This is a genomic window from Candidatus Uabimicrobium amorphum, from assembly GCF_009002475.1.
GTDB lineage: Bacteria > Planctomycetota > Uabimicrobiia > Uabimicrobiales > Uabimicrobiaceae > Uabimicrobium > Uabimicrobium amorphum.
The window spans coordinates 7,749,920-7,768,283 of the sequence record NZ_AP019860.1; the positions used below are offsets into that span (position 1 = coordinate 7,749,920).

Here is an 18,364-nt window from a genome sequence, read left to right on the forward strand (position 1 = left end):
ACTGGAGCCAAAGCCCCAAATTTTACTGTAGATCTTGCCCTGGATTATTGGAAAACTTACCTACGAAATAGTCATGAGCTTGCTTGATAGAAGCAATTTGTGCGCTATTTGTGACTTCCTGTTTGTCATCAAAATGAACAACATAAAAGCGTCCTTTTGAGGTTGTTTGTTGCTTCAGATAAATCGTGGTTTTAAAGTGATACATGTGCAATTCGCGATTTTGTCTTCGTGCTTCTACGCATTTGTAATCAATTACACGTAAATACGACTTTACAATTGGTAAAGAACTCCCATGGAACACAATCCAGAAAGGCATTTGTTTTACGAGATCCAATCCAAGAAAAGAAATTGATGTTTTACATGTTGGTGGTTTTGTTCCTGAAGGATCAGGTTGATCGAACTCATCGCGCCACTGTGCAAAAGGACAAACAAAAATCAATTTGCCGTTTTCATCGCGGTTTGCGCAGACCAAATCTCGTGGCTCTTTACCCGTTTTGAGTCGTATTTGTTCTATTGCTGGAGTATAACCATTCCACGACCAACAGGTTTTTCGACCGGAGAAGTCGCCGTTTGCAAATAAGCTACGACTGTATTGCCTGCTTAGAAATACTACATTTTCGAGTTTTTCCACTTCTTCCTGGGTAACGGTATTCAAAAAACAACCAGGTGTCGCTCCTTCGATCTGACAAGAAGGCTGAAGAAGTTTATATCTGGCAATAACAATATCCTCATCGTAAGAGTTTTCGTTTTGCGAAACGGGAGAGTCAAAAGCCCCTTGTCGCTTGAGTCTTCTCCAGGTTTCGTTTAGCGTTTCATCTGGCAAACGCTGCTCGCGTAAAGTTTGTAATGTAGCTATTTGCATGAACTTTCCTCTCTTTCTTCAAGTTCTTCAACATTGAAAGATACATCAGTAAAAAGACGATCTACATCCTTGCAAGCATCGCTATAAGGACAAAGTGAACATCCTGCAATTGCACGTGGCATTTTCGGATAGTATTCACTTTCGATACCTGAAATTGTGTACGCCACTTCATATTCGAAGTCTATAAGTTGCTGTGTATCAACTTTAATCTCGATTAGAGGATTTCCTTTGCGTTCCCCCTTTTTATGCTTGCGGTTTTTACGTTGGCATCTTTCTAAATAAGGAAAGTAGTACACGAATACATGTGGCATTCCTTCCAGTTTTACTTCGTTTGTTAAGTCTGGGTATGTTGGGAAAAGGCTACCGTGCCTAATAGCATGTATGTACATCCGTAGTGAAAAATCATGATCCAAAAACTGCGTATTTGGTGCTTGCTTCGATGAATTGAAAATCAACAGTTGTAGCTCACCATTTACACAACGAATCTGGTCGATCCATCCCACTAGTTGACAATCACCAATAGTTGTTTGAAAGTAAACATTGTTGTAAAGTACCTCTACATCGACTTCTTCACGCGAATACTCAAATATCCACGTAGTGATATTGTCCAGTATGCGATCAGCTTTTGTGATTGCAGGAATAGCTTCACGTTTTTTCGTTGCAGACTTTTCTTGAACGATTATCGCATTCAATTCGTCAGGATTGATATTGGCTTCGTTGATTTCGCGCAACCATAAGCTTTTACAAATAGTAGCAATGTGTTCCTTGCTGTAGTCGCAAGGCTTTTTATCTTCACAATGAATTTGATACATTGCTTTGCTCAAGACTTTTACTCGAAGCGAAGATAAACAGGTATATTTCATTTCGACACCGTCAACTTCTTGTAATTTGTAGCTTCTTGGACATCGAATGTATTGCTTCAGCTCAGACATGGACAACTGCATACACACTCCTTTCGTGTTATTAGAAATAGGTTCATAAAAGGATGCATAAGAAAATTTTCACCTTTGTAAAGGCGAATTTCTCAAAGCTAAGAAGTGTCAGTTTCTTTTAAGGGTTTCAATGGATTTTCACTGCTGAAATTGGCTTTCTCAGATTTGCAATTTGGATTACGGTTGTAAATTTCGAGTGCAGGTGTTGATTGGGGAAAATGTTTTAGATAGTACAAATACATTTTGTCAAAACAGTGTTCAAAGCAACCACTGTGTGAATGACAGATGGGGCAATAATATTGAGTGTTTGACATGAGCATCTCCTTGATAAAATTTAATTCACCAGAAAATGCTATAGAAAATTTGTTATGGATCTAGAATACTCTTAAGTGGCTTCATTTCTCAAAACACCATAACAAAATTCATTTTATTATGTATATAACGGAGAGGTACTAAGATAATGGATTTCTTTTACGAGTCTTTGAATCACGCCTGATAAATTATTCTCCTGAATAAATTTCGCGAGGGACAAAAACGATCTTTTGAAAGCCGATAATGTTTCGGACTTAGTATTGTCGCCCCAGCCATTTGTCGACTTTGACATAAAAGTAATTTCTTTAACGATAGGTTTTGGCTCTAGTAAGAGGTTTCCTCCTTGTATAGAGTGTTTCGAAAACAAAAATTCTAGAATTTCTCTCTTCAAATCAATACATGCATTTTTGTAGTTACTAGAGAGCTTTGCGAATGTTTCGAGAAAATCTTGTGTTGTTTTAAAAAGTGCTTCATCCAGCGCGTTCGACTCCTTGTTGAGTTTTTCGAAAAGTGTAGTTCTTTCCAACTGAAGATTAGTACGCATTTCTTTTGCTTCTTTAGCGTTAAATAACTCGTCGAGATATCCTTTTTGTACTCTGGCGATTTCTTTTTCTATTTGTGCCAGTCTCATATTGAGTTCTTTTCTCATATATTCATTTTCTTCCACAACCATTTCGTTCATATCATTTATAACAGCCTTATATCCTTCTAGGGCCTTCGGTTTTATCTGGTATTTCTCAAATTCATTAACGATTAAATTCTCTAAATGATCCTCACGAATAGATGAAAAGTCGCAATTTTTATTGTGGCAACGCAGATATACATGTTTTCGTTTACCATTTCTTCCTGTAGGCTTCTCTGGACACAGGTAACGTTCACATTTGCAGGTAAACATCCGTGAGTATGTTAATTTACCATAACCACCTTTTGCAACCGTTCGACCTTCTCTTCTGTCTTTTACACTTTCAAAAAGTTGTTTTGAAATTAATGGCTTATGGTTACCTTCAAAGTACAGTTCTTTGCCTGTTGCCCGTCGAGTCCATTTTATTTGTCCGTAGTAAAAAGGATTCGTTAGAATCCTTTCAACAAGACGTTTGTTGAATTTACCACCATTGGAGTTTTTTGCTCCTTTTAGTCGCATTTTAGCAGCAAGGGAGTTGTAGGTATGAGCCCCAGAGTCATAAAGTTCGTATATTTCACGCACATACCGTGCATTATGATTGGGATATTTCTTCTTCCAATCTTTATCTTTACCTTTGATTCCTTTACGATAACCAAAAGGAGGGTTTGCAGGGTAATATCCATTACGTAATCTTTGCGTCATCTTGGTAGTAACTTCCTCAGAAAGATTTTCAGAGTACCATACTGCCATACTACAGAAGATACGAAATTGGAATCTTCCCTGAGCAGAAGATGTATCAAACTCTCCCTCAATTACACGAATATCTTTTCTATCAAAGAAGTTTTCCAGTATGGCAAAGTCCTTCATGTTCCGTGCACTTCTATCTACCTTATGAAAAACAATTCCTTGGATCTCGTCTTGTTCTAAATGCCTCATCGCCTTTTTAAATTCCTTACGGTCTGATTTTTTGAACGCACTTTTTTCCTCTACATATATTTCTACAAGGTCAATGTTATGCTGCAATACATATTCCCTAAGTTTTAACTCCTGGGCAGGAATGGATGTATCATGTTCTTTATTTGATACACGAATATAACCAACATACTTTTTCATAAATCTAAAATTAACATATAACAAAATGGGACAACTTCTTTGCGTAACTATCATTGATCTTTACAGATATTTGAAAGTTAGAAGTTGCCCCACTTCGTAGCGGAAATCCGCAAAAATCAACGATTATAGTTACGCATCGTCATTCTGATCTTTTTTGCTATGATCGTCAAGCTTTTTGATGATTTTAGCAAGTCTCATGAAGAATGAGCGAAATTCTTCATGAGTAAATTTACTGGAACTATTTTGGGAGTTGCTTTGAGAATGTATCATGGATATTAAATAAACGGATAAATGTTAGTTATGACCTAATTGAGAACATAGAAAAGAAACTGAGTATCTTTACTGCTGGTTATATATTTTACGAAATACTTTGTGGAGAACAGGAACTGTGCAGCAATCGTTGTGACTACCTTTACAAGAACATTTTAATACCGCAATACTACGACAAACGTTGAAGGCATATTGCTCGAATAATTTAGGATTATGTTGGTAGGATTGTCTTAGTTCATTTACATATGCAGTCCGAAATTGCTCTACTGGGAAATGTGAATTTTGCAAGTGATACGATGGTAACAAAAGTTTTTGGTGCTTTGTTGTTTGTGGTAGTGATGGATCAACAACAATAAGCGTTTGTTCCATTACCAAGCCATGTTTTTCCTCAACCAGTAAACCACCTATTTTTCTCATCCACTCAGGATAACCTTCATGTAAATGGCTTACTTCCTTTACGATGCAGTTCTCTTGCTGTAGTTGCTTTCGCAAAAGGCGATATAAGTATTCTTTTGGATATGCACTTCGGCCTTTTTCTGTTTGTCGAGTAACATCTTTTATATTGATAAAATAACCACGTATTTGTCTCTTACCGCCATATTCTAAATTCTCGTGGTATATCCGCATAAATTGGTTATCTTTTAACTGTTGTAAGAAATTGCACCATTTCTCAGGCAATTCGTAACCAGTAAAAGCAACAAAGTTAATTAGTTCGTTTAAACAGCCACCTTTGCGAAAAAAACGTTTTTTCTCTTGGGCACATTTTGGCAAGACCATAGCAAAAGAAATATGTGTTGGATTTAAGGCACTTACATTTTGAGGAATCCCCTCAAATTCGCTCATTGGGATAGTAAATACAGCGGTTTTGTCAGTAAAACGCATGCGATATTTCTGGCGAACCAAGTATGTATCCTCTTCCAGTTTTTGCATGTCTTTAAAAATAGGTGATGTGATGATATCTTTGCAAAGAATTAAGAGTTTTTGGTAGGGAGATTGGCGGGATGTCCTGATATCGTCAAGATAAGATTGCCACTCTTTTTTTAATTGCCATGCATGACTTGATGAAATATTTTGTAATTTCGCTTTTGCTGTATTTTCATCGGTATCCCAAATCATCGCCAAGTACTCCTCAAATCCGAGCTTACGGTTATTGGTAGCAAATAAATCGAAAATAGTTAGTTGTTTGCTTTTGCCACTTTCTGTTTGTACATACAAAGGCTTACTTTCTTTAGATAATACAACAAACGACTTTACATTAAGATAACTCTTGTTGAAGAGGCTCATGTAGTATCTGTTTACACTACATTGAGTATCTAAAGAGTTTTCTCCATCGTACTGCTGATTTTTGTATATTCCAGTTCTTTTCTCTTCTAATGCCGAGATAAAATGCTGTGTTTTTGTGGGAGCACTTTTATGACCGATTTCTTTATTACCATATTTATTTTCTAGTCTTTTCAATTCAAGAACCTCTTCGAAACTTTTATCTATTTTTTCTCGTAGATTTTCAATACGCTGTTGGATTAGATAATCTGAAGGCATTTCTGCTAGCTGGTTTAAATCGGGTAGCTTGGTTTCTGATGATTGGATGTTTTCTGATAATGGTGGAATGACTCTGTCAAATAGCATATGTAGATAGATTAAAGGATAAATGGGCATACACTTAGCAACACACCAATGCTGTGTTCTACGCTACGTGTATTGAAAAACAATAATTGGTGTAGATATACATCTACATGTGTTTTGTAACGTACCTCTAAACGGAGGTAAAAGTGTTTACCTAAAAGAACTTCGCCTGTGGCGGGATTTCAAGTGGGCATATAAATGCGATTTGCTTTATATATTTTTGGTGATGAGAGTCTTGAAGCATCTTTTTGAGAAGGTTACGTAGATTGTCACGACGTTTTGTACCCTTTACAAGAAATAGTACCTTGCGTTGTGGATGATTTTCCAAGCATTTGATGTACTCTTCATATTTCTGGCGGATTTCTTTGTAGTCATGTGTACCAGTATCGGATTCGAGAATAAATGTCTGATAAATTTTGCCATCTTTAGCTAAAGTAACAGCACCATCTGTTGTTTTTGTTTCTATCTCGAATGGAGGATACCACTTTACTGATATTCCTTGTTTATCGCAGCAACGAAACAAATGTACAAGAAACAAGGCTGTGAGTTGATCATGCTCTATCAGTCCTTCATGGATCATGTGGGAGTCTTTATAGTCGAAGCCCATCTTTACATGATCTGGTAAAAAATAAAATCGGCGATACTTTCCTGTTTCGAGAATTGGGTAGCGTTTGTAATCTATGTATTTTGCTTCCAACAACTCTTGCAAAGTTTTTTGCGCATTACGCAACAATGTTTTTTTATTACCGTTTTGTGTGTAGAAAATACCTCCTTGAACAAGCATCTTAGCACTTATCATGGTAAGTCCTAAAAGCTTTACAAGTTTTCTTCTTTTGGGCGTTAATGCAAATGTTTTCATAGCTATTGGGATTAAAATTTATAAGTTTTCACTGTCGCAGATAATGTCATGCAATATCTTTTGTTGGTTTGGGTTTTCAGTAACGGTAAGACGAATTTCTTTGATGATGGATTTCTCTTCACAAAACTCTTTGTAAAATGATTCGAGACTATCGTGAACGAATTTTTGCGAAGGTTGCGCGTTGGCATTGACGTAGATAATCGAAGTGCTCATATAAATTGGGTTAAAATATGGGTTGGGGAAATTTTATGCGAATTGTGATGGCCAGGTGCTTTACATCAGCCTGTGGGTAGAGGCGAAACAATGTCTTGTTTGCCGCACAACAGCTTAAGGAAATGATGCGAATTTGTTTATTGTTCGTCAGAGTGTAGGTAAAAATGCAAACCATGTTTGGTTATTAAGGGATAGGGAATGTATTGCGAAAAAATTTGCTGATCTCTTTTTCTACTTCTTTACGTGGACGGCTATATTTTCGCGTAGTACTTTTTGTTTTATATTTGTGTTGTGGAATAGAGATATTGCGGAAAGTACAAACGTTGTTGTGCTTTTCGTATATCATACGTAAATATGCGTGATAGGGCGGTAAATTTATAAGGTCATCGTGTGTGATCTCTCTAAAGTAAGGGCTCAATACCTGTGCATCTTTATGATTTACATTGTAGGAAATCAGATTTATAGCATTTGCTAGTATGGAATCTACTAATATTGGATTTAATTGGCTTAGGTGTTGAAAGATTGCTGTCAGTTGAACTTTAAATTTGCGACCTTCCGATAAAATTGTGGCTAGCGACTGTATGGATGCTTTAAAATTTTGTACTTCATCTACCACCAAATGAAATGGCATTCTGTTTTTGTGTTTGATTTTGGTGCGTTCCAAAGCGGCTATTTGTAAACGAGAAATAAAGAAACTTCCCAAGAGAGCAGCATTGTCTTCACCTAACAGACCTTTAGATAAATTGATGAGCAAGATTTTGTTGCTATTCATGATGTCTTGAAAATCGATACGGTTTTCTTTTTGCCCCAAGATATTACGTAGAGCTGGCACTTGCATGAAACGACCAACTTTATTTAAAATTGGATCTATCGCATCGCGTCTGGCTTTGGGAGACATGGTCCGGTATTCATTTTTCCAAAAAGCAATAGCAATGGGATCTGATAGTTGAGCGATGCATTGCTTGCGAAAAGCAGCATTTAAAAACAATTGTGGTATGCCCAAGATTGATTTTTGCGCAATGCAAAGGCAATAGAGAGCATGACGTAAAAAGTAATCTGTACGCCTTCCCCAACTATCACTAAAAATACGGCTTAGTGTATCACCAACACCAGAGACTACCTGCGCTGCTAATTCACGCGAAGAGTGTAAAACATTGAATGCAATAGGAAATTCTTCGTCTGCGGGATCTATCAGGATACAATGTTTATCAAGTGGAATAATACCTGCAACTGCTTCAATAAGTTCTCCATGAGGATCCACCACAGCGAAACCTTCATTTCTTTGAATAAAATTGTAAATCATATTCAATGCAGCTGTACTTTTTCCACTACCGCTACGTCCGATAATAGCTGTATTTCGGCCTTCAATGCGTACAGGTTTATCATTCAGTGTATTTCCAATATGAATGCCATTTTTACATTTAAAATCGCCTTGTAACACTCTAAATCTCGATTTTTGCAAATGGCGAATCTCTTCTGTTTCTTTCGCACTTGGCAGCGAAAGAATGCCAGCCAGTTCTTCTACTGATAGAACAACATTTTTTCTGTAAAGCTTTCTGTTACGAGTATTTCTCCCACTCAATGTCTTTGCATTTCCAGCGGTAAATGAATTGAAGTCAGGTAAATTGAATTGAGTAAAACAACCTGCCAAGTTGTGAAGTATTTTTGGCGAATCTTGATTTTTACTGTGGAGTAAGCGAATATTTACCACAAACGTAAGTTGGGACAATTTAGATTGGGCAGCACTGTATATAGATTCACGATTATGGTTACGATGATCTATTTGATCTTCTCGCAGAAACCTTGGTGATTTTCTACTGATAATGACCATGATGATTCTCAGTAACCATAAATTGTCACACAGGAAAATGAAAAAGTTTTTACTTTGTAAACAACGTTCAAACAACCACAGCGATGACAAAAATTGGTGAATTTGTAAGATATCATTGGCTCTTTGATACCAGGTGGTTGTACCTGGAGCAAAGATCACTTGTAAGCCAAGCAATTCATCTTTCCGGATTTGTTGCATCACAGGAAGAATAGTATTAAACGGATTGACCCAACCACGATTAAAGTGATCCGCTGTTTGCGAATAGCGCCGTATGGGAAAGATCGCATTTTCATTTAGTTTTAAATCACAAGATAAAAACTCCATATCAGATTGCAGAATGTCAGGTTTACTCTCGATGAACACACCTGGATAATGCATCTCCAGCAGATCCTTGATGAGCTTTTTTCTCTTTGTATGAAAAGCAAAGAACATTTCTCCTTTACGGCTCCAAACTTCGAAGCTCGTCTTTTCATTGATTCCATGTAATACAGACAGTACTTGCTCCATAACTAATGGACTTTGATTGTGGTTAGCGATTTTTATTTTGTAGAAGTACGTCATAGTTAGGATTTGGTCATATGTATGATGTCTGCCATCTCGCGAATGCGCATTGGTATTCGCTGTGGTCGGTCGCAAACTTGGGCAATTTTCTTTTGATATTGGTCAATAGAGTAATTGCTGGTAAAGAATGTAGGCTTACAATTCATAAGGCGAAAGTTGAGAATACCTGTCAGTATTTCTAATTTCCACTTGGTAATTTTTGTGGCACCTAAGTCATCAATAAATAAGCAATTGATTTTTTTGAACTTGTTGATTGTTACCTCTTCACTACTCGAGTGGTTATCAAAACAACTGCGAATGCGTGTATACATTTCTTCTTCTGTAATGAATATCGCTGGTACGACGTAGCGATCCATAATCTTTTTGCACAAGGCAATAGATACATGTGTCTTGCCAGTACGTGAGTCTATGGACCACAGGTAAATCCCTATCTTTTTTTTATAAAAATTCTCCAGGTAATCATGCAACAGTTGCTTGATGTGCTGACATCCGCGTAAGTTGGAAAAGCTTTTATCCTGCCACTGCTGCGGAATATTAGAGAATTTTAAGGCTCTCTCAACTTCTTGTAGTCGTTTATTTCTTATAGATTCTTGAACTTTGTTACTCTGACACCATTTGGCAAATAGTTGTGCTCCAATAGAACATTTACAATATGCAATGGAACTTAAATCGAAATTTGGATAGTACACCTGCGAATGTAGAACCCCTGTGTTGTTGCAAATACAACAATATTTCTTTTCTGAAGACATGAATAAAGTTAATTTATGGTTTTATCTGTACAGGACGAAATATCTCATTTATTTCCACCTCTAAAGCTTCGGCTATTTTTTTACGTGTTTTGGGATGTGGTAAGAGAGTTTTTTGTGTTTCGATACGCGAAATCGTTTCGGCGGCGACTTTACATTTTTTCGCGAGATCCTCTTGAGAAAGGCATAGCCTTTCGCGGTAGTAGCGTACTTTGTTTGTGATTTTGATTATTTTCATAGGTGTTTAATGAAATGAAATACAACCTGATGGATGTTTTAAAACGTTTACACGTTAGAACACCCAAGATACAACAGCAAGTTTTTTGGCTTGCCTAAGCCATTTATTCGCAATCGATTTATGGAAGAAAAGTTAGATAAAAGTTGTATGAATGTCAATTTTTGCCGACAAAAAAACAACGAATACCGCTATTCTCTAACAACAAGATGAGTGTTTACTCTACTGCGCACAATTTTAGTGATCGTACAACTTAAAAGAGTGTGCTTTTTCGCCCTCTACAAAAAAACTGCTTGTTTTCTACAACAAATTTTTCTAAAATCTGCTCTCAATATTAAACAAAACCTGAGTTTTGTTAAAAATCCACTTCAAAAAAAACTGGTTATTTTCCCCATAGAATCAATAAAATACCGCCTAAGAAAATCACATTTGACTAAAAAACCCGCTCACATTTCATTTTTGAACACCACACCTAATATTCCCCTATGCAAGTATCAAAAAGGTATTCCGCGAGCAATTTCTCAAAAAAAATTCGCACATTTCTCAGGAAATGTGTGAAAAGCGATAAAGTGATTACGAAAAAGAAGTGGAAGCCATCTCCGCAAACCTGCATGACAAAACAGGAAGCAAAGAAGATGTTTCAAGCTGCAGAAAAGCGCAAACAACTTAATACCAAAGCTGCCATTAAGGATTGGATTCTTATTCACTTAGGATTTAGTACAGGCCTAAGAGCCTCAGAAATTGCTGCCTTAAGTTGCCATCATATTGAGCTGGAGAACAATGAGAACCCCAATATATTTGTCGAAACAGGTAAAACAATTCACAGTAGGCGCAGAGTACCTCTCGATCCATATCTTGTTACAAAGATATTAGAATACCGAGAATACAAACGCTCATGGGGAGAAACCTGGCAGGAAGATGAGCCATTTTTGCGTTCATCGCATGGCGAACATTATCGTAGAGAAAATCTGTATATTATGTTTAAACGTGTTTTGAAATTGGCAACCACCATTCAAAATCCACAACGTTTCTACACACACTCCATGCGTCATACTTTTGCCGTGAGAGTATACAAGCAAAGCAGATACAATGTGGAATTAGTGCGACAACTTTTGGGGCACAGTAGTATCGAAGTTACCATGGCGTATCTTGCGGCTTTTAACTGTGAAAAAATACAAGCTGTAAAAGGGCTGTATCGCTAGAGTATTTGTTAAAACTCCACAAAAGGAGGATTAACATTGAAAACCGTTATCTTTACCGCACAACCTTTCGGCTTCGGCCCTGTGAGTAAGGCAATTGCTATAGCAGAACAAATTAGCAATGCCACAAGGATTTTCTTTGGTACTGGTGTCGCACTTGATCTGGCAAAAATACATGATTTCGAGCAAGTTTACGAGTTATCACACGATGATGTACCGCAAATTTCTTCTTTGCTACAAAATAGTGATGTGTTTATTAACGTAATGGACTTTCCTCTCATCGATATAGCAGCTCAAACTAAGTGTACAAGTGTTCTCGTGGATTCGTTGTTTTGGTGGTGGCCAACAATTCCACAACAAACACATCTTGCCGATATATACTTTTGCCAAGACTTTATACAACCAATTACAGATAGAATTCGTAAAGACAACATGCACAATGCTCAAGTCATTACACCTATTATCACTAAACATTTCAATAAGGGGGAAAATATCAATCAGGCGATCATTAATTTTGGAGGTTGTGATGGGCGTGTACAAAATTCATTCATACTCGTAGGAAAGAATAGCAATTATCCGTTTGTCATATTAAAACTTTTATTACCCATTCTAAAAAAGCACTTTGAAAGCATTCTTGTCACAGGACGCGAATGTGTTATGGATCAATGCCAAAGTAAATTTGCCGATGACCAGGTACAATATAAAATGCTATCGCCCAAACAAATGTTAAGTGAGCTTCATCGTTCACAAGTATGCTTTACCACTCCAGGAATTCAAACATTTTATGATGCGGCGGACAAGTTGCCTTTGTTTTTCTTACCGCCATCAAATCATTCTCATGTGGATAACTTACAATTGTTCGCTGATTACAAAATCGCAACGAACTACTTTGATTGGCAGCAAGTTTGTCGTTTTCCATACAATAAATGTACGACACGGCAGCAAAAGATAGACCTAGTTTTATCCGCGATTAGGCAGTTTTCGCAAAATCTACAACACCAAAAAGTATTTATGCACAAAGTTAAAAATTTTCTCGTAGCAAAACGTTCCTGGCCACACCACCACAATAATCAACAAAAAGTACTACAAAAATTAGGTACAAACGGTGCACAACAAATTGTCTCTGCCATCGATAACTTCACATCGCAAAGAAATCAGGCTATGATATTTTCGTAATTCATTAACTCTTTTTTTATGGAATATATCAGTACACTAAAAGAAATATTCGAAACATTGGCAATACCACTATCACTACTTTTAGCGGTATACAAGCTACATCAAAATTGGAAAGCCAAATTTATCGTAATTGGTAGAGACAATCAGGATCGCTATCTGGAACTAAATAAAAGTAAAGGCCAGCTGTACAAGTATTTTAAAATGATAGACTTTTCGATGGATAAAGTAGCAGAAGACGATCATCATGATCTGTCGCATCTAATGGAAAGATTCTTCTGGTATTTTTTCCACATGTGGATAGAAGGACATGATCGTAAATCGTTACCAGGATACCTTAAACGTGACTGGGACTTTGCGATAAAAGATGCGATGACCAAACCTATTTTTCAGGAATTTTGGCAAGCAGAATTCCGACATCGTAATTTTATGAATAAGCTAGAATACAAGCGTTTTATTGACAGATGCTTGGTATGAAAGGGAATATATGAGTGATGAAGATGTTTTAAATGACCCATTGTATATCTTTTGGGGGATCTCGATACATTTGCCATACCAAAGACACGATGGTCGTTGGGGCTATGTAACTCTTATTCCAAAAGGAAAAGACTCAGGTAAAATTTTTGACTCACGCAAAGAAGCTCAGGATGATGCTCTCTCCCATGTGATAGAGACTGCAAGAGAAGTAATAAGAACGGGCAAAGACTTAAAAGAGCTATGGTAAAACGACATAATTGATGTACAATAAACTAATATTAATTCCGACATTCCATTCCGACATAAAAAAGGAATATACAAATGTTTGCCCTAACAGATACCTTTACTCAAGAAACAGGGTTCCGCATTACGCCAATCAAGATGGAGGACGAAGGCTTTGTATTTCTTCCGAAAGAGCTCGAAAGCCAACTCGAATACAATAATCTTGCTAAAACGGTTCGTCACAGTGAGTCTTTCATTGAAAATGTAGAATACATCATTTTACGTGGTTCTAAACTCAAGTCTTTCAAGGAGTTACTTAACAGAGCCAATACTATTGGCCCTGTTATGGCGGATTATCCACAAAAACAATCTCGCTCAGCAGTTTTACTCACAGAAGCGGGTTTATACACCGCTCTGTTTCTTTCTCGTAAACCTGATGCTCAACAATTTCGACGTTGGATTACCTGCGAAGTTTTGCCCTCTATTCGCCAGACAGGCATGTATAAAACTTCCCAGAATGCAGTAACTTCTCTGGAGATGTTTCAGTTATCGATAAAGGTTGATACGTTACACAAAACGGTACTCAATCAACACTCCATCATGCGTGATTTGTTGAAGATGCTCATGAAGCAAAATAACTTTCAGCAAAATACTATTGAAGTTTTACAGAATATAGAAGCAAGACTATCTGAGTCGCTCGCCCCCAGCATGTTTGATAATTGGAAAAAAATAAACCATTTGATCGATGAGATTAGCAATACTTACGATCTTTCTGCTGAAGATAAGCAACGCTATATAGAAGAGTTATGCATGATACACAATGTGCATCTGCCGACAACCCCCATTAAACAAAAAACTTCTGAAATTTATGATCCAAAATCTGGCAAAACTCAAAAAATATCTGAACGACAAAAGAAAGCACTTTCCTACATCAATAAAAATGGAAAGATTACTAACAAAGAATACCGTGAGCTATTTGCTGTAACCGACCGTACAGCTTTAAGAGACCTTAAGCAACTAGTAGAGAAGGGTTTACTACAAAAACAAGGACATCGTCGCAACAGCTGCTATGTAATACCCGTTTAAAATGTCTGAATAATGTCGGATTAAAAGGTAAAAATGTCAGATTTTGTTTGCATTTAAAATTTACAAAAAAAGATAGGTTATTTTTTTCTCTGCTGACAGTAGATGGTAGAAAGTCATAACAAACATCTACTATAAAGGAGAAAAAATGCGAATATATACTATTCTGTTTGTACTTTTAAGTGTGTGTTTTGCTCAAGGCGATGCACAATACACTCCGTCCAAAATCGGTGATGAAGGTGTGATGAAAAATGTCTTTGAGCATGAAATCACTGTACGAACCGATGACGAAAATGAAAGCGTAAAAAAAGCTTTTACGTTTACCGCTCCTCAAGGATGGCGTATATTAAAACCAACGATTCATCTCATGGAAAGAACAGGTGAATCTAAAGCTTCATATCATTTCAGCGATGATGCCACACTAAAACACAGTGTACAGCATGAAAAAACAAAAACGCATCAACTCATGCAACAACATCCTAACGTAACAAAGTTACGTTATCACCACCACATCTTATCCAAGATTGCGCAAAGCCACAAACAAGTGGTAATAACGTTACACGCAAAAAGCTCAGTAGGAATGTTTTCTTACTCTCCAGGTGTAATTACTGCGAAAGTCGATGTTGGTGTAATTTACGTTGGCGATGCTAAACACGTTGTTGAATCCATTAAAAAAGAGACAAAGCAACTCACACACCAAGCACCTAAAAAGCAGATAAAAAAAGTACATCCCCAGTCATATCTCGACATTATTACTGAGACCTCGTACTTACTTTCTTACAAGATGAAGAAAGATGAAGAGCAAGTGACACATTTTATCGGAGATTTGAAAAAATTTATGAAAAGTCACTCTCTTAAGTCGGTAAAATTTGTTGTTGCCAACCAAGAACGTACGATGTTTTGCAACATTGTATACAATTTAACCTCAAACAAAGTCAACACCTTGCCTGTGCGCCAAAACATATACAACTTGTCCAGTTTTTTGAAACATGCAAACTTAGAAATACACATCAAAACACTAAACGAGATCGTGTACACACCTCACAACTGGAAAAAAGTAAAGTCCAAAACCGCAATAGCGCACTTTCCATATCTTCACATTCAAGAACCAGGTGTAAACGTAATATACAAATCAGGAAAGGAGCACTAAATGAAGAGAATAATTATTCTCCTGATGGTTATTTGCAGCGTTTGGGCAAAAGACCTCGACAAACCTGAAGAGTACGCTGCTGACACCATTGACGGCCACGCAGGCTACATTGCCAATAAATTTGATGATGAATCATTTGAGGATTGGCAGATAAAGTACCTCCGGGACTCTCTTGTTCAATGGTTAAAAGAAGAGTCTTTGAAGCATGTCTATATTGATGTTGTAAACACAGACTCGAAAGAAGTCGACTTTCGTACACGTTTCGACATCAAATACAGTAAAGATTTCAAAAGCGACTTCTGGCGCGATTTGAGCAAACTACGCCAAGACGCACGAAAGTTTTCCAAAGAGAATGAAGGAAAATCTTATAAGGTATCCATTCTGGTAGGCTTCAGTAAAAAGCACAGCAGTGCAAAAGGTTGGAGCCCTGCGAAAGGGTATCCTGGCATGAATAAATTCTCTGTAGACCGTGTAAAATCTCACAATGCCGTTTCGGTTGGTGGAATCAACATCAAAGGATCAACCGTCGGTATCACAATTCTTTCACCTTAGTTTTCTTACAACGGGGCCTTAGCCCCGTTACAACTTATTTATTTAGTCCTACAACATCTTTTAGATTTCCACAAACTCTTTGCTGCTCTTGAGTCATCTCGGTTTCGTAGAATCTTGCAGGTGATAAATAACTTGCTCCAAAGTTGGTGTTATCAACTTTTGCTCTTTCTAAGTTAACACGACGTAGCCGCGATCCTGAAAAGTTACTGCCTTCCAAACTACAACCTGAAAAATCAACTTCGTTTAAATCGCAACCTGAAAAATTGCATAGTTGCAATTTACACTCTTGGAAACTAGCTTTAACAAAGGAACAACCTGAAAAATCGCAACGTGATAGATTTGTATTAGCAAAGTCAAAACCGGAGAAATTAATGCCACGGAAACAATCGAAACCTTCACTTCGAAGATATTTAAAGTTTCCCGATCGAATTTCTACAGGAATATCATCTTGATACATTTCCCACAGCTTTTTGTATTTTTTGTCACCTTTAACCAGTTCATTTTGTTTTTCTAGAAGTTCATTTTGTTTTTTTACAGCTTCAGCTTGTTCTTTTGTGTTTTCATTACCGCTTTTCATTTCTAATCTTGTTAATTTTAATTCTTCCCTTTGTAGGGCTAGTTCATTTCTTTGGTAAAACAACGCTACCAAAACGCCCGCAAAAGCCAATCCCGAAAAGAGCGCGTTAACAGCCCCAAAAGCGTCACCAAACTTGGCGGCACTATCCATATCAAGAACTAAATATAACAAACAGATGTAAAAGACTACTCCTCCCACAATACTAATAAAAATCCAAGTAGCTTTGTGATCTTTCTCTTTTACAATTTTAGTTTTAGCATTAAAGTTTTCTAGTTTTGCGATACGACTTTCAAGTTGTTCAATTTTTGTATTAAAATTATCCAATATTTAACCTTAACAATATAACTGAAAATAAAAAATTAAGAGGGCGAAAGCCCTCTAGATCTGACCAGAAAAGTTATTGGTCATTTTTCGAAGTTTTTTGGCTTCTCCAAATGAAAGATACAACCTCTCATAAGCCAGTGTTTGGTCTTGCTGTTTGAAACGCATTTCAACAACAACATGACCCTGCCTTTTGTTCTCCAACCATGTGGAGGTGTTGTTACCGATGTTGAACATCCAGCGAACAGCATTTCCGACAGAGCCGAAAATACGCCAGATAGTTCTCATAACAAGAAACGGCATACCCAAAACCAGGACAACCGCTACCCCCACAAGAAACCCCACCAATACTTCGTTTGCAAACATAGTCTGATGTAGTTAAGAAATAAGACAAATACCGAGTGTAAAACCCGATAGTAAATTATATCCCACAATCTATGACATTGCCGTTCATAAAATAAAATTCTCATTAATTTATTTTCGCAGCAAACACAGATAAATCCAGGTACGTATCATATGTATCGGTTTACAAAACCGGTATTGCCTCTTATTTTATTTTTTTATCTTTTTATTATGAACCCACTTCTAAAAACTGTTCTCTGCAACATCATCGGTAATGTTTTGACTGGTATCTTAAACAAAAAGAGCCAGGAAGTTCGTTCAGAACTTTTACGTAAAGCATTTGATGAAATAAAAAGTATAGATCCTGATGCAATCATCGATCTACTTCAAAAAAGCAAAGAGGCCGATCTTTTCCAAAAAGAAAGATCAAAGCTTGATTAAGTTCAAGATCAAAGAGGGTTTTCCACCCTCTTTTCTTATTTAACCTCATACTTTTCCAACAGCTCTTTCATCAATTCCCACCCACCTTGTATCTTATGTGGTTCTTTGTCAAAACAAATTACATTAAATGCCAACATTCTTACTTGATCATCAAGTTTGGTATTCAACCACCATATGTCGACTGATGGCTGCATGTAACTGTATTTGTTAATTAAAATAGATGCAAGATATTCAGCTCCTGCTCCACCTCTTGTTAAGCAAAAAGAAAAGGCTATCCTAACAGCTATTTCGTTATCAGTAGTTATTTTATCGAAGTTCCAGATGCCTTTATATTTTACAATCATTTTATCGTAATCGATTAACTGTTCATGTTTGTTCATAGCTTCTATTCTTTACGTAATTCAGCTTATATAGTTGTTCTAACAACAACTGTTTAAACGAAGAAAAAATTACATAAATTTCTATTTCTCCGGTTATTTTTCTGTGTATTTGCTAGTAGTAAATAGAGAATTTCCTCTTCATATTTTTGCAAAAAAATATGAAGGACTATCATTAAGGTGTATTGCAAAAATAAAGACTTAACAATTTGGCATATAAAGCTTTATATCTAATTGCTAATCTTGCCGTAAAACAGAAATGGAGAATAAA

General features: G+C 36.8%; 20 protein-coding genes. 8 read left to right on the forward strand and 12 right to left on the reverse strand.

Going from position 1 to position 18,364, the window contains the following annotated elements; genetic code table 11:
• Positions 1-22: 22 nt before the first annotated feature.
• The 9 genes from UABAM_RS27070 to UABAM_RS27110 all read right to left on the reverse strand — a co-directional run bounded on the left by UABAM_RS27070 (position 23) and on the right by UABAM_RS27110 (position 10,182).
• A complete protein-coding gene (locus tag UABAM_RS27070; protein ID WP_151971116.1) occupies positions 23-862 on the reverse strand; it encodes a hypothetical protein in 840 nt (279 codons plus the stop codon).
• Positions 853-1,806, reverse strand: coding sequence for a PD-(D/E)XK nuclease family protein (locus UABAM_RS27075; RefSeq protein WP_151971117.1), 954 nt, complete (start codon positions 1,804-1,806; stop codon positions 853-855). Before UABAM_RS27075 ends, UABAM_RS27070 begins: the two co-directional genes overlap by 10 nt.
• A 418-nt stretch (positions 1,807-2,224) precedes the next feature.
• On the reverse strand, positions 2,225-3,895 hold the full coding sequence (locus tag UABAM_RS27080) for a recombinase family protein (protein ID WP_151971118.1): 1,671 nt from the start codon (positions 3,893-3,895) through the stop codon (positions 2,225-2,227).
• Positions 3,896-4,180: 285 nt separating this feature from the next.
• Positions 4,181-5,767 carry a hypothetical protein gene (locus UABAM_RS27085; protein WP_151971119.1) on the reverse strand — a complete coding sequence of 529 codons (1,587 nt, stop codon included), beginning with the start codon at positions 5,765-5,767 and terminating at the stop codon, positions 4,181-4,183.
• Positions 5,768-5,888: 121 nt separating this feature from the next.
• Positions 5,889-6,533, reverse strand: coding sequence for a hypothetical protein (locus UABAM_RS27090; RefSeq protein WP_151971120.1), 645 nt, complete (start codon positions 6,531-6,533; stop codon positions 5,889-5,891).
• A 78-nt stretch (positions 6,534-6,611) separates the two neighbouring features.
• Entirely contained in the window at positions 6,612-6,806 is a 195-nt protein-coding gene (locus UABAM_RS27095; protein ID WP_151971121.1) for a hypothetical protein, read from the reverse strand.
• Positions 6,807-6,990: 184 nt separating this feature from the next.
• Positions 6,991-9,144: a type IV secretory system conjugative DNA transfer family protein gene (locus UABAM_RS27100; protein ID WP_173013604.1), complete on the reverse strand. Its 2,154-nt coding sequence runs from the start codon at positions 9,142-9,144 to the stop codon at positions 6,991-6,993.
• A 56-nt stretch (positions 9,145-9,200) separates the two neighbouring features.
• Complete coding sequence (locus UABAM_RS27105) at positions 9,201-9,887, reverse strand: ATP-binding protein (RefSeq protein ID WP_173013605.1); 687 nt, start codon at positions 9,885-9,887, stop codon at positions 9,201-9,203.
• A 73-nt stretch (positions 9,888-9,960) separates the two neighbouring features.
• Positions 9,961-10,182: a helix-turn-helix transcriptional regulator gene (locus UABAM_RS27110; protein WP_151971124.1), complete on the reverse strand. Its 222-nt coding sequence runs from the start codon at positions 10,180-10,182 to the stop codon at positions 9,961-9,963.
• Between the two features lie 551 nt (positions 10,183-10,733).
• Between UABAM_RS27110 and UABAM_RS27115 the strand changes: the two genes are divergently transcribed.
• From UABAM_RS27115 to UABAM_RS27145, 7 genes are all read left to right on the forward strand, one after another.
• On the forward strand, positions 10,734-11,381 hold the full coding sequence (locus tag UABAM_RS27115) for a tyrosine-type recombinase/integrase (RefSeq protein ID WP_173013606.1): 648 nt from the start codon (positions 10,734-10,736) through the stop codon (positions 11,379-11,381).
• Between the two features lie 36 nt (positions 11,382-11,417).
• Positions 11,418-12,554 (forward strand): hypothetical protein, encoded by a 1,137-nt coding sequence (locus UABAM_RS27120; protein WP_151971126.1) that lies wholly within the window; start codon positions 11,418-11,420, stop codon positions 12,552-12,554.
• Between the two features lie 18 nt (positions 12,555-12,572).
• The gene (locus UABAM_RS27125; protein WP_151971127.1) at positions 12,573-13,028 is read left to right on the forward strand and encodes a hypothetical protein; all 456 of its coding nucleotides are present in this window, start codon (positions 12,573-12,575) and stop codon (positions 13,026-13,028) included.
• A gap of 10 nt (positions 13,029-13,038) precedes the next feature.
• Positions 13,039-13,275 (forward strand): hypothetical protein, encoded by a 237-nt coding sequence (locus tag UABAM_RS27130; RefSeq protein ID WP_151971128.1) that lies wholly within the window; start codon positions 13,039-13,041, stop codon positions 13,273-13,275.
• Positions 13,276-13,349: 74 nt separating this feature from the next.
• A complete protein-coding gene (locus UABAM_RS27135) occupies positions 13,350-14,336 on the forward strand; it encodes a BRO-N domain-containing protein (RefSeq protein ID WP_151971129.1) in 987 nt (328 codons plus the stop codon).
• 145 nt (positions 14,337-14,481) lie between these two features.
• Positions 14,482-15,483, forward strand: a complete 1,002-nt coding sequence (locus tag UABAM_RS27140; RefSeq protein ID WP_151971130.1) for a hypothetical protein — start codon at positions 14,482-14,484, stop codon at positions 15,481-15,483.
• Entirely contained in the window at positions 15,484-16,035 is a 552-nt protein-coding gene (locus UABAM_RS27145; RefSeq protein ID WP_151971131.1) for a hypothetical protein, read from the forward strand.
• Positions 16,036-16,069: 34 nt separating this feature from the next.
• On the opposite strand, the gene UABAM_RS27150 is transcribed toward UABAM_RS27145, so the two are convergent.
• Together UABAM_RS27150 and UABAM_RS27155 are read right to left on the reverse strand one after the other, a co-directional pair.
• A complete protein-coding gene (locus UABAM_RS27150; protein WP_151971132.1) occupies positions 16,070-16,936 on the reverse strand; it encodes a pentapeptide repeat-containing protein in 867 nt (288 codons plus the stop codon).
• Between the two features lie 54 nt (positions 16,937-16,990).
• A complete protein-coding gene (locus UABAM_RS27155) occupies positions 16,991-17,236 on the reverse strand; it encodes a hypothetical protein (RefSeq protein WP_151971133.1) in 246 nt (81 codons plus the stop codon).
• Positions 17,237-17,449: 213 nt separating this feature from the next.
• Here UABAM_RS27155 and UABAM_RS27160 point away from each other — a divergent pair, with 213 nt between their 5' ends.
• A complete protein-coding gene (locus UABAM_RS27160; RefSeq protein WP_151971134.1) occupies positions 17,450-17,716 on the forward strand; it encodes a hypothetical protein in 267 nt (88 codons plus the stop codon).
• A 35-nt stretch (positions 17,717-17,751) separates the two neighbouring features.
• Here UABAM_RS27160 and UABAM_RS27165 read toward each other — a convergent pair whose 3' ends face one another.
• Complete coding sequence (locus tag UABAM_RS27165; protein WP_151971135.1) at positions 17,752-18,096, reverse strand: hypothetical protein; 345 nt, start codon at positions 18,094-18,096, stop codon at positions 17,752-17,754.
• Positions 18,097-18,364: the final 268 nt, after the last annotated feature.

Bases quoted from the DNA above. Each gene is read 5' to 3' on its own strand.
- UABAM_RS27100 (WP_173013604.1), bottom strand. From the start codon at position 9,144: ATGGAGCAAGTACTGTCTGTATTACATGGAATCAATGAAAAGACGAGC.
- UABAM_RS27140 (WP_151971130.1), top strand. From the start codon at position 14,482: ATGCGAATATATACTATTCTGTTTGTACTTTTAAGTGTGTGTTTTGCT.
- UABAM_RS27125 (WP_151971127.1), top strand. From the start codon at position 12,573: ATGGAATATATCAGTACACTAAAAGAAATATTCGAAACATTGGCAATA.
- UABAM_RS27135 (WP_151971129.1), top strand. From the start codon at position 13,350: ATGTTTGCCCTAACAGATACCTTTACTCAAGAAACAGGGTTCCGCATT.
- UABAM_RS27160 (WP_151971134.1), top strand. From the start codon at position 17,450: ATGTATCGGTTTACAAAACCGGTATTGCCTCTTATTTTATTTTTTTAT.
- UABAM_RS27155 (WP_151971133.1), bottom strand. From the start codon at position 17,236: ATGCCGTTTCTTGTTATGAGAACTATCTGGCGTATTTTCGGCTCTGTC.
- UABAM_RS27075 (WP_151971117.1), bottom strand. From the start codon at position 1,806: ATGCAGTTGTCCATGTCTGAGCTGAAGCAATACATTCGATGTCCAAGA.
- UABAM_RS27090 (WP_151971120.1), bottom strand. From the start codon at position 6,533: ATGATAAGTGCTAAGATGCTTGTTCAAGGAGGTATTTTCTACACACAA.
- UABAM_RS27095 (WP_151971121.1), bottom strand. From the start codon at position 6,806: ATGAGCACTTCGATTATCTACGTCAATGCCAACGCGCAACCTTCGCAA.
- UABAM_RS27085 (WP_151971119.1), bottom strand. From the start codon at position 5,767: ATGCCCATTTATCCTTTAATCTATCTACATATGCTATTTGACAGAGTC.
- UABAM_RS27070 (WP_151971116.1), bottom strand. From the start codon at position 862: ATGCAAATAGCTACATTACAAACTTTACGCGAGCAGCGTTTGCCAGAT.
- UABAM_RS27110 (WP_151971124.1), bottom strand. From the start codon at position 10,182: ATGAAAATAATCAAAATCACAAACAAAGTACGCTACTACCGCGAAAGG.
- UABAM_RS27080 (WP_151971118.1), bottom strand. From the start codon at position 3,895: ATGATAGTTACGCAAAGAAGTTGTCCCATTTTGTTATATGTTAATTTT.
- UABAM_RS27165 (WP_151971135.1), bottom strand. From the start codon at position 18,096: ATGAACAAACATGAACAGTTAATCGATTACGATAAAATGATTGTAAAA.
- UABAM_RS27145 (WP_151971131.1), top strand. From the start codon at position 15,484: ATGAAGAGAATAATTATTCTCCTGATGGTTATTTGCAGCGTTTGGGCA.
- UABAM_RS27130 (WP_151971128.1), top strand. From the start codon at position 13,039: ATGAGTGATGAAGATGTTTTAAATGACCCATTGTATATCTTTTGGGGG.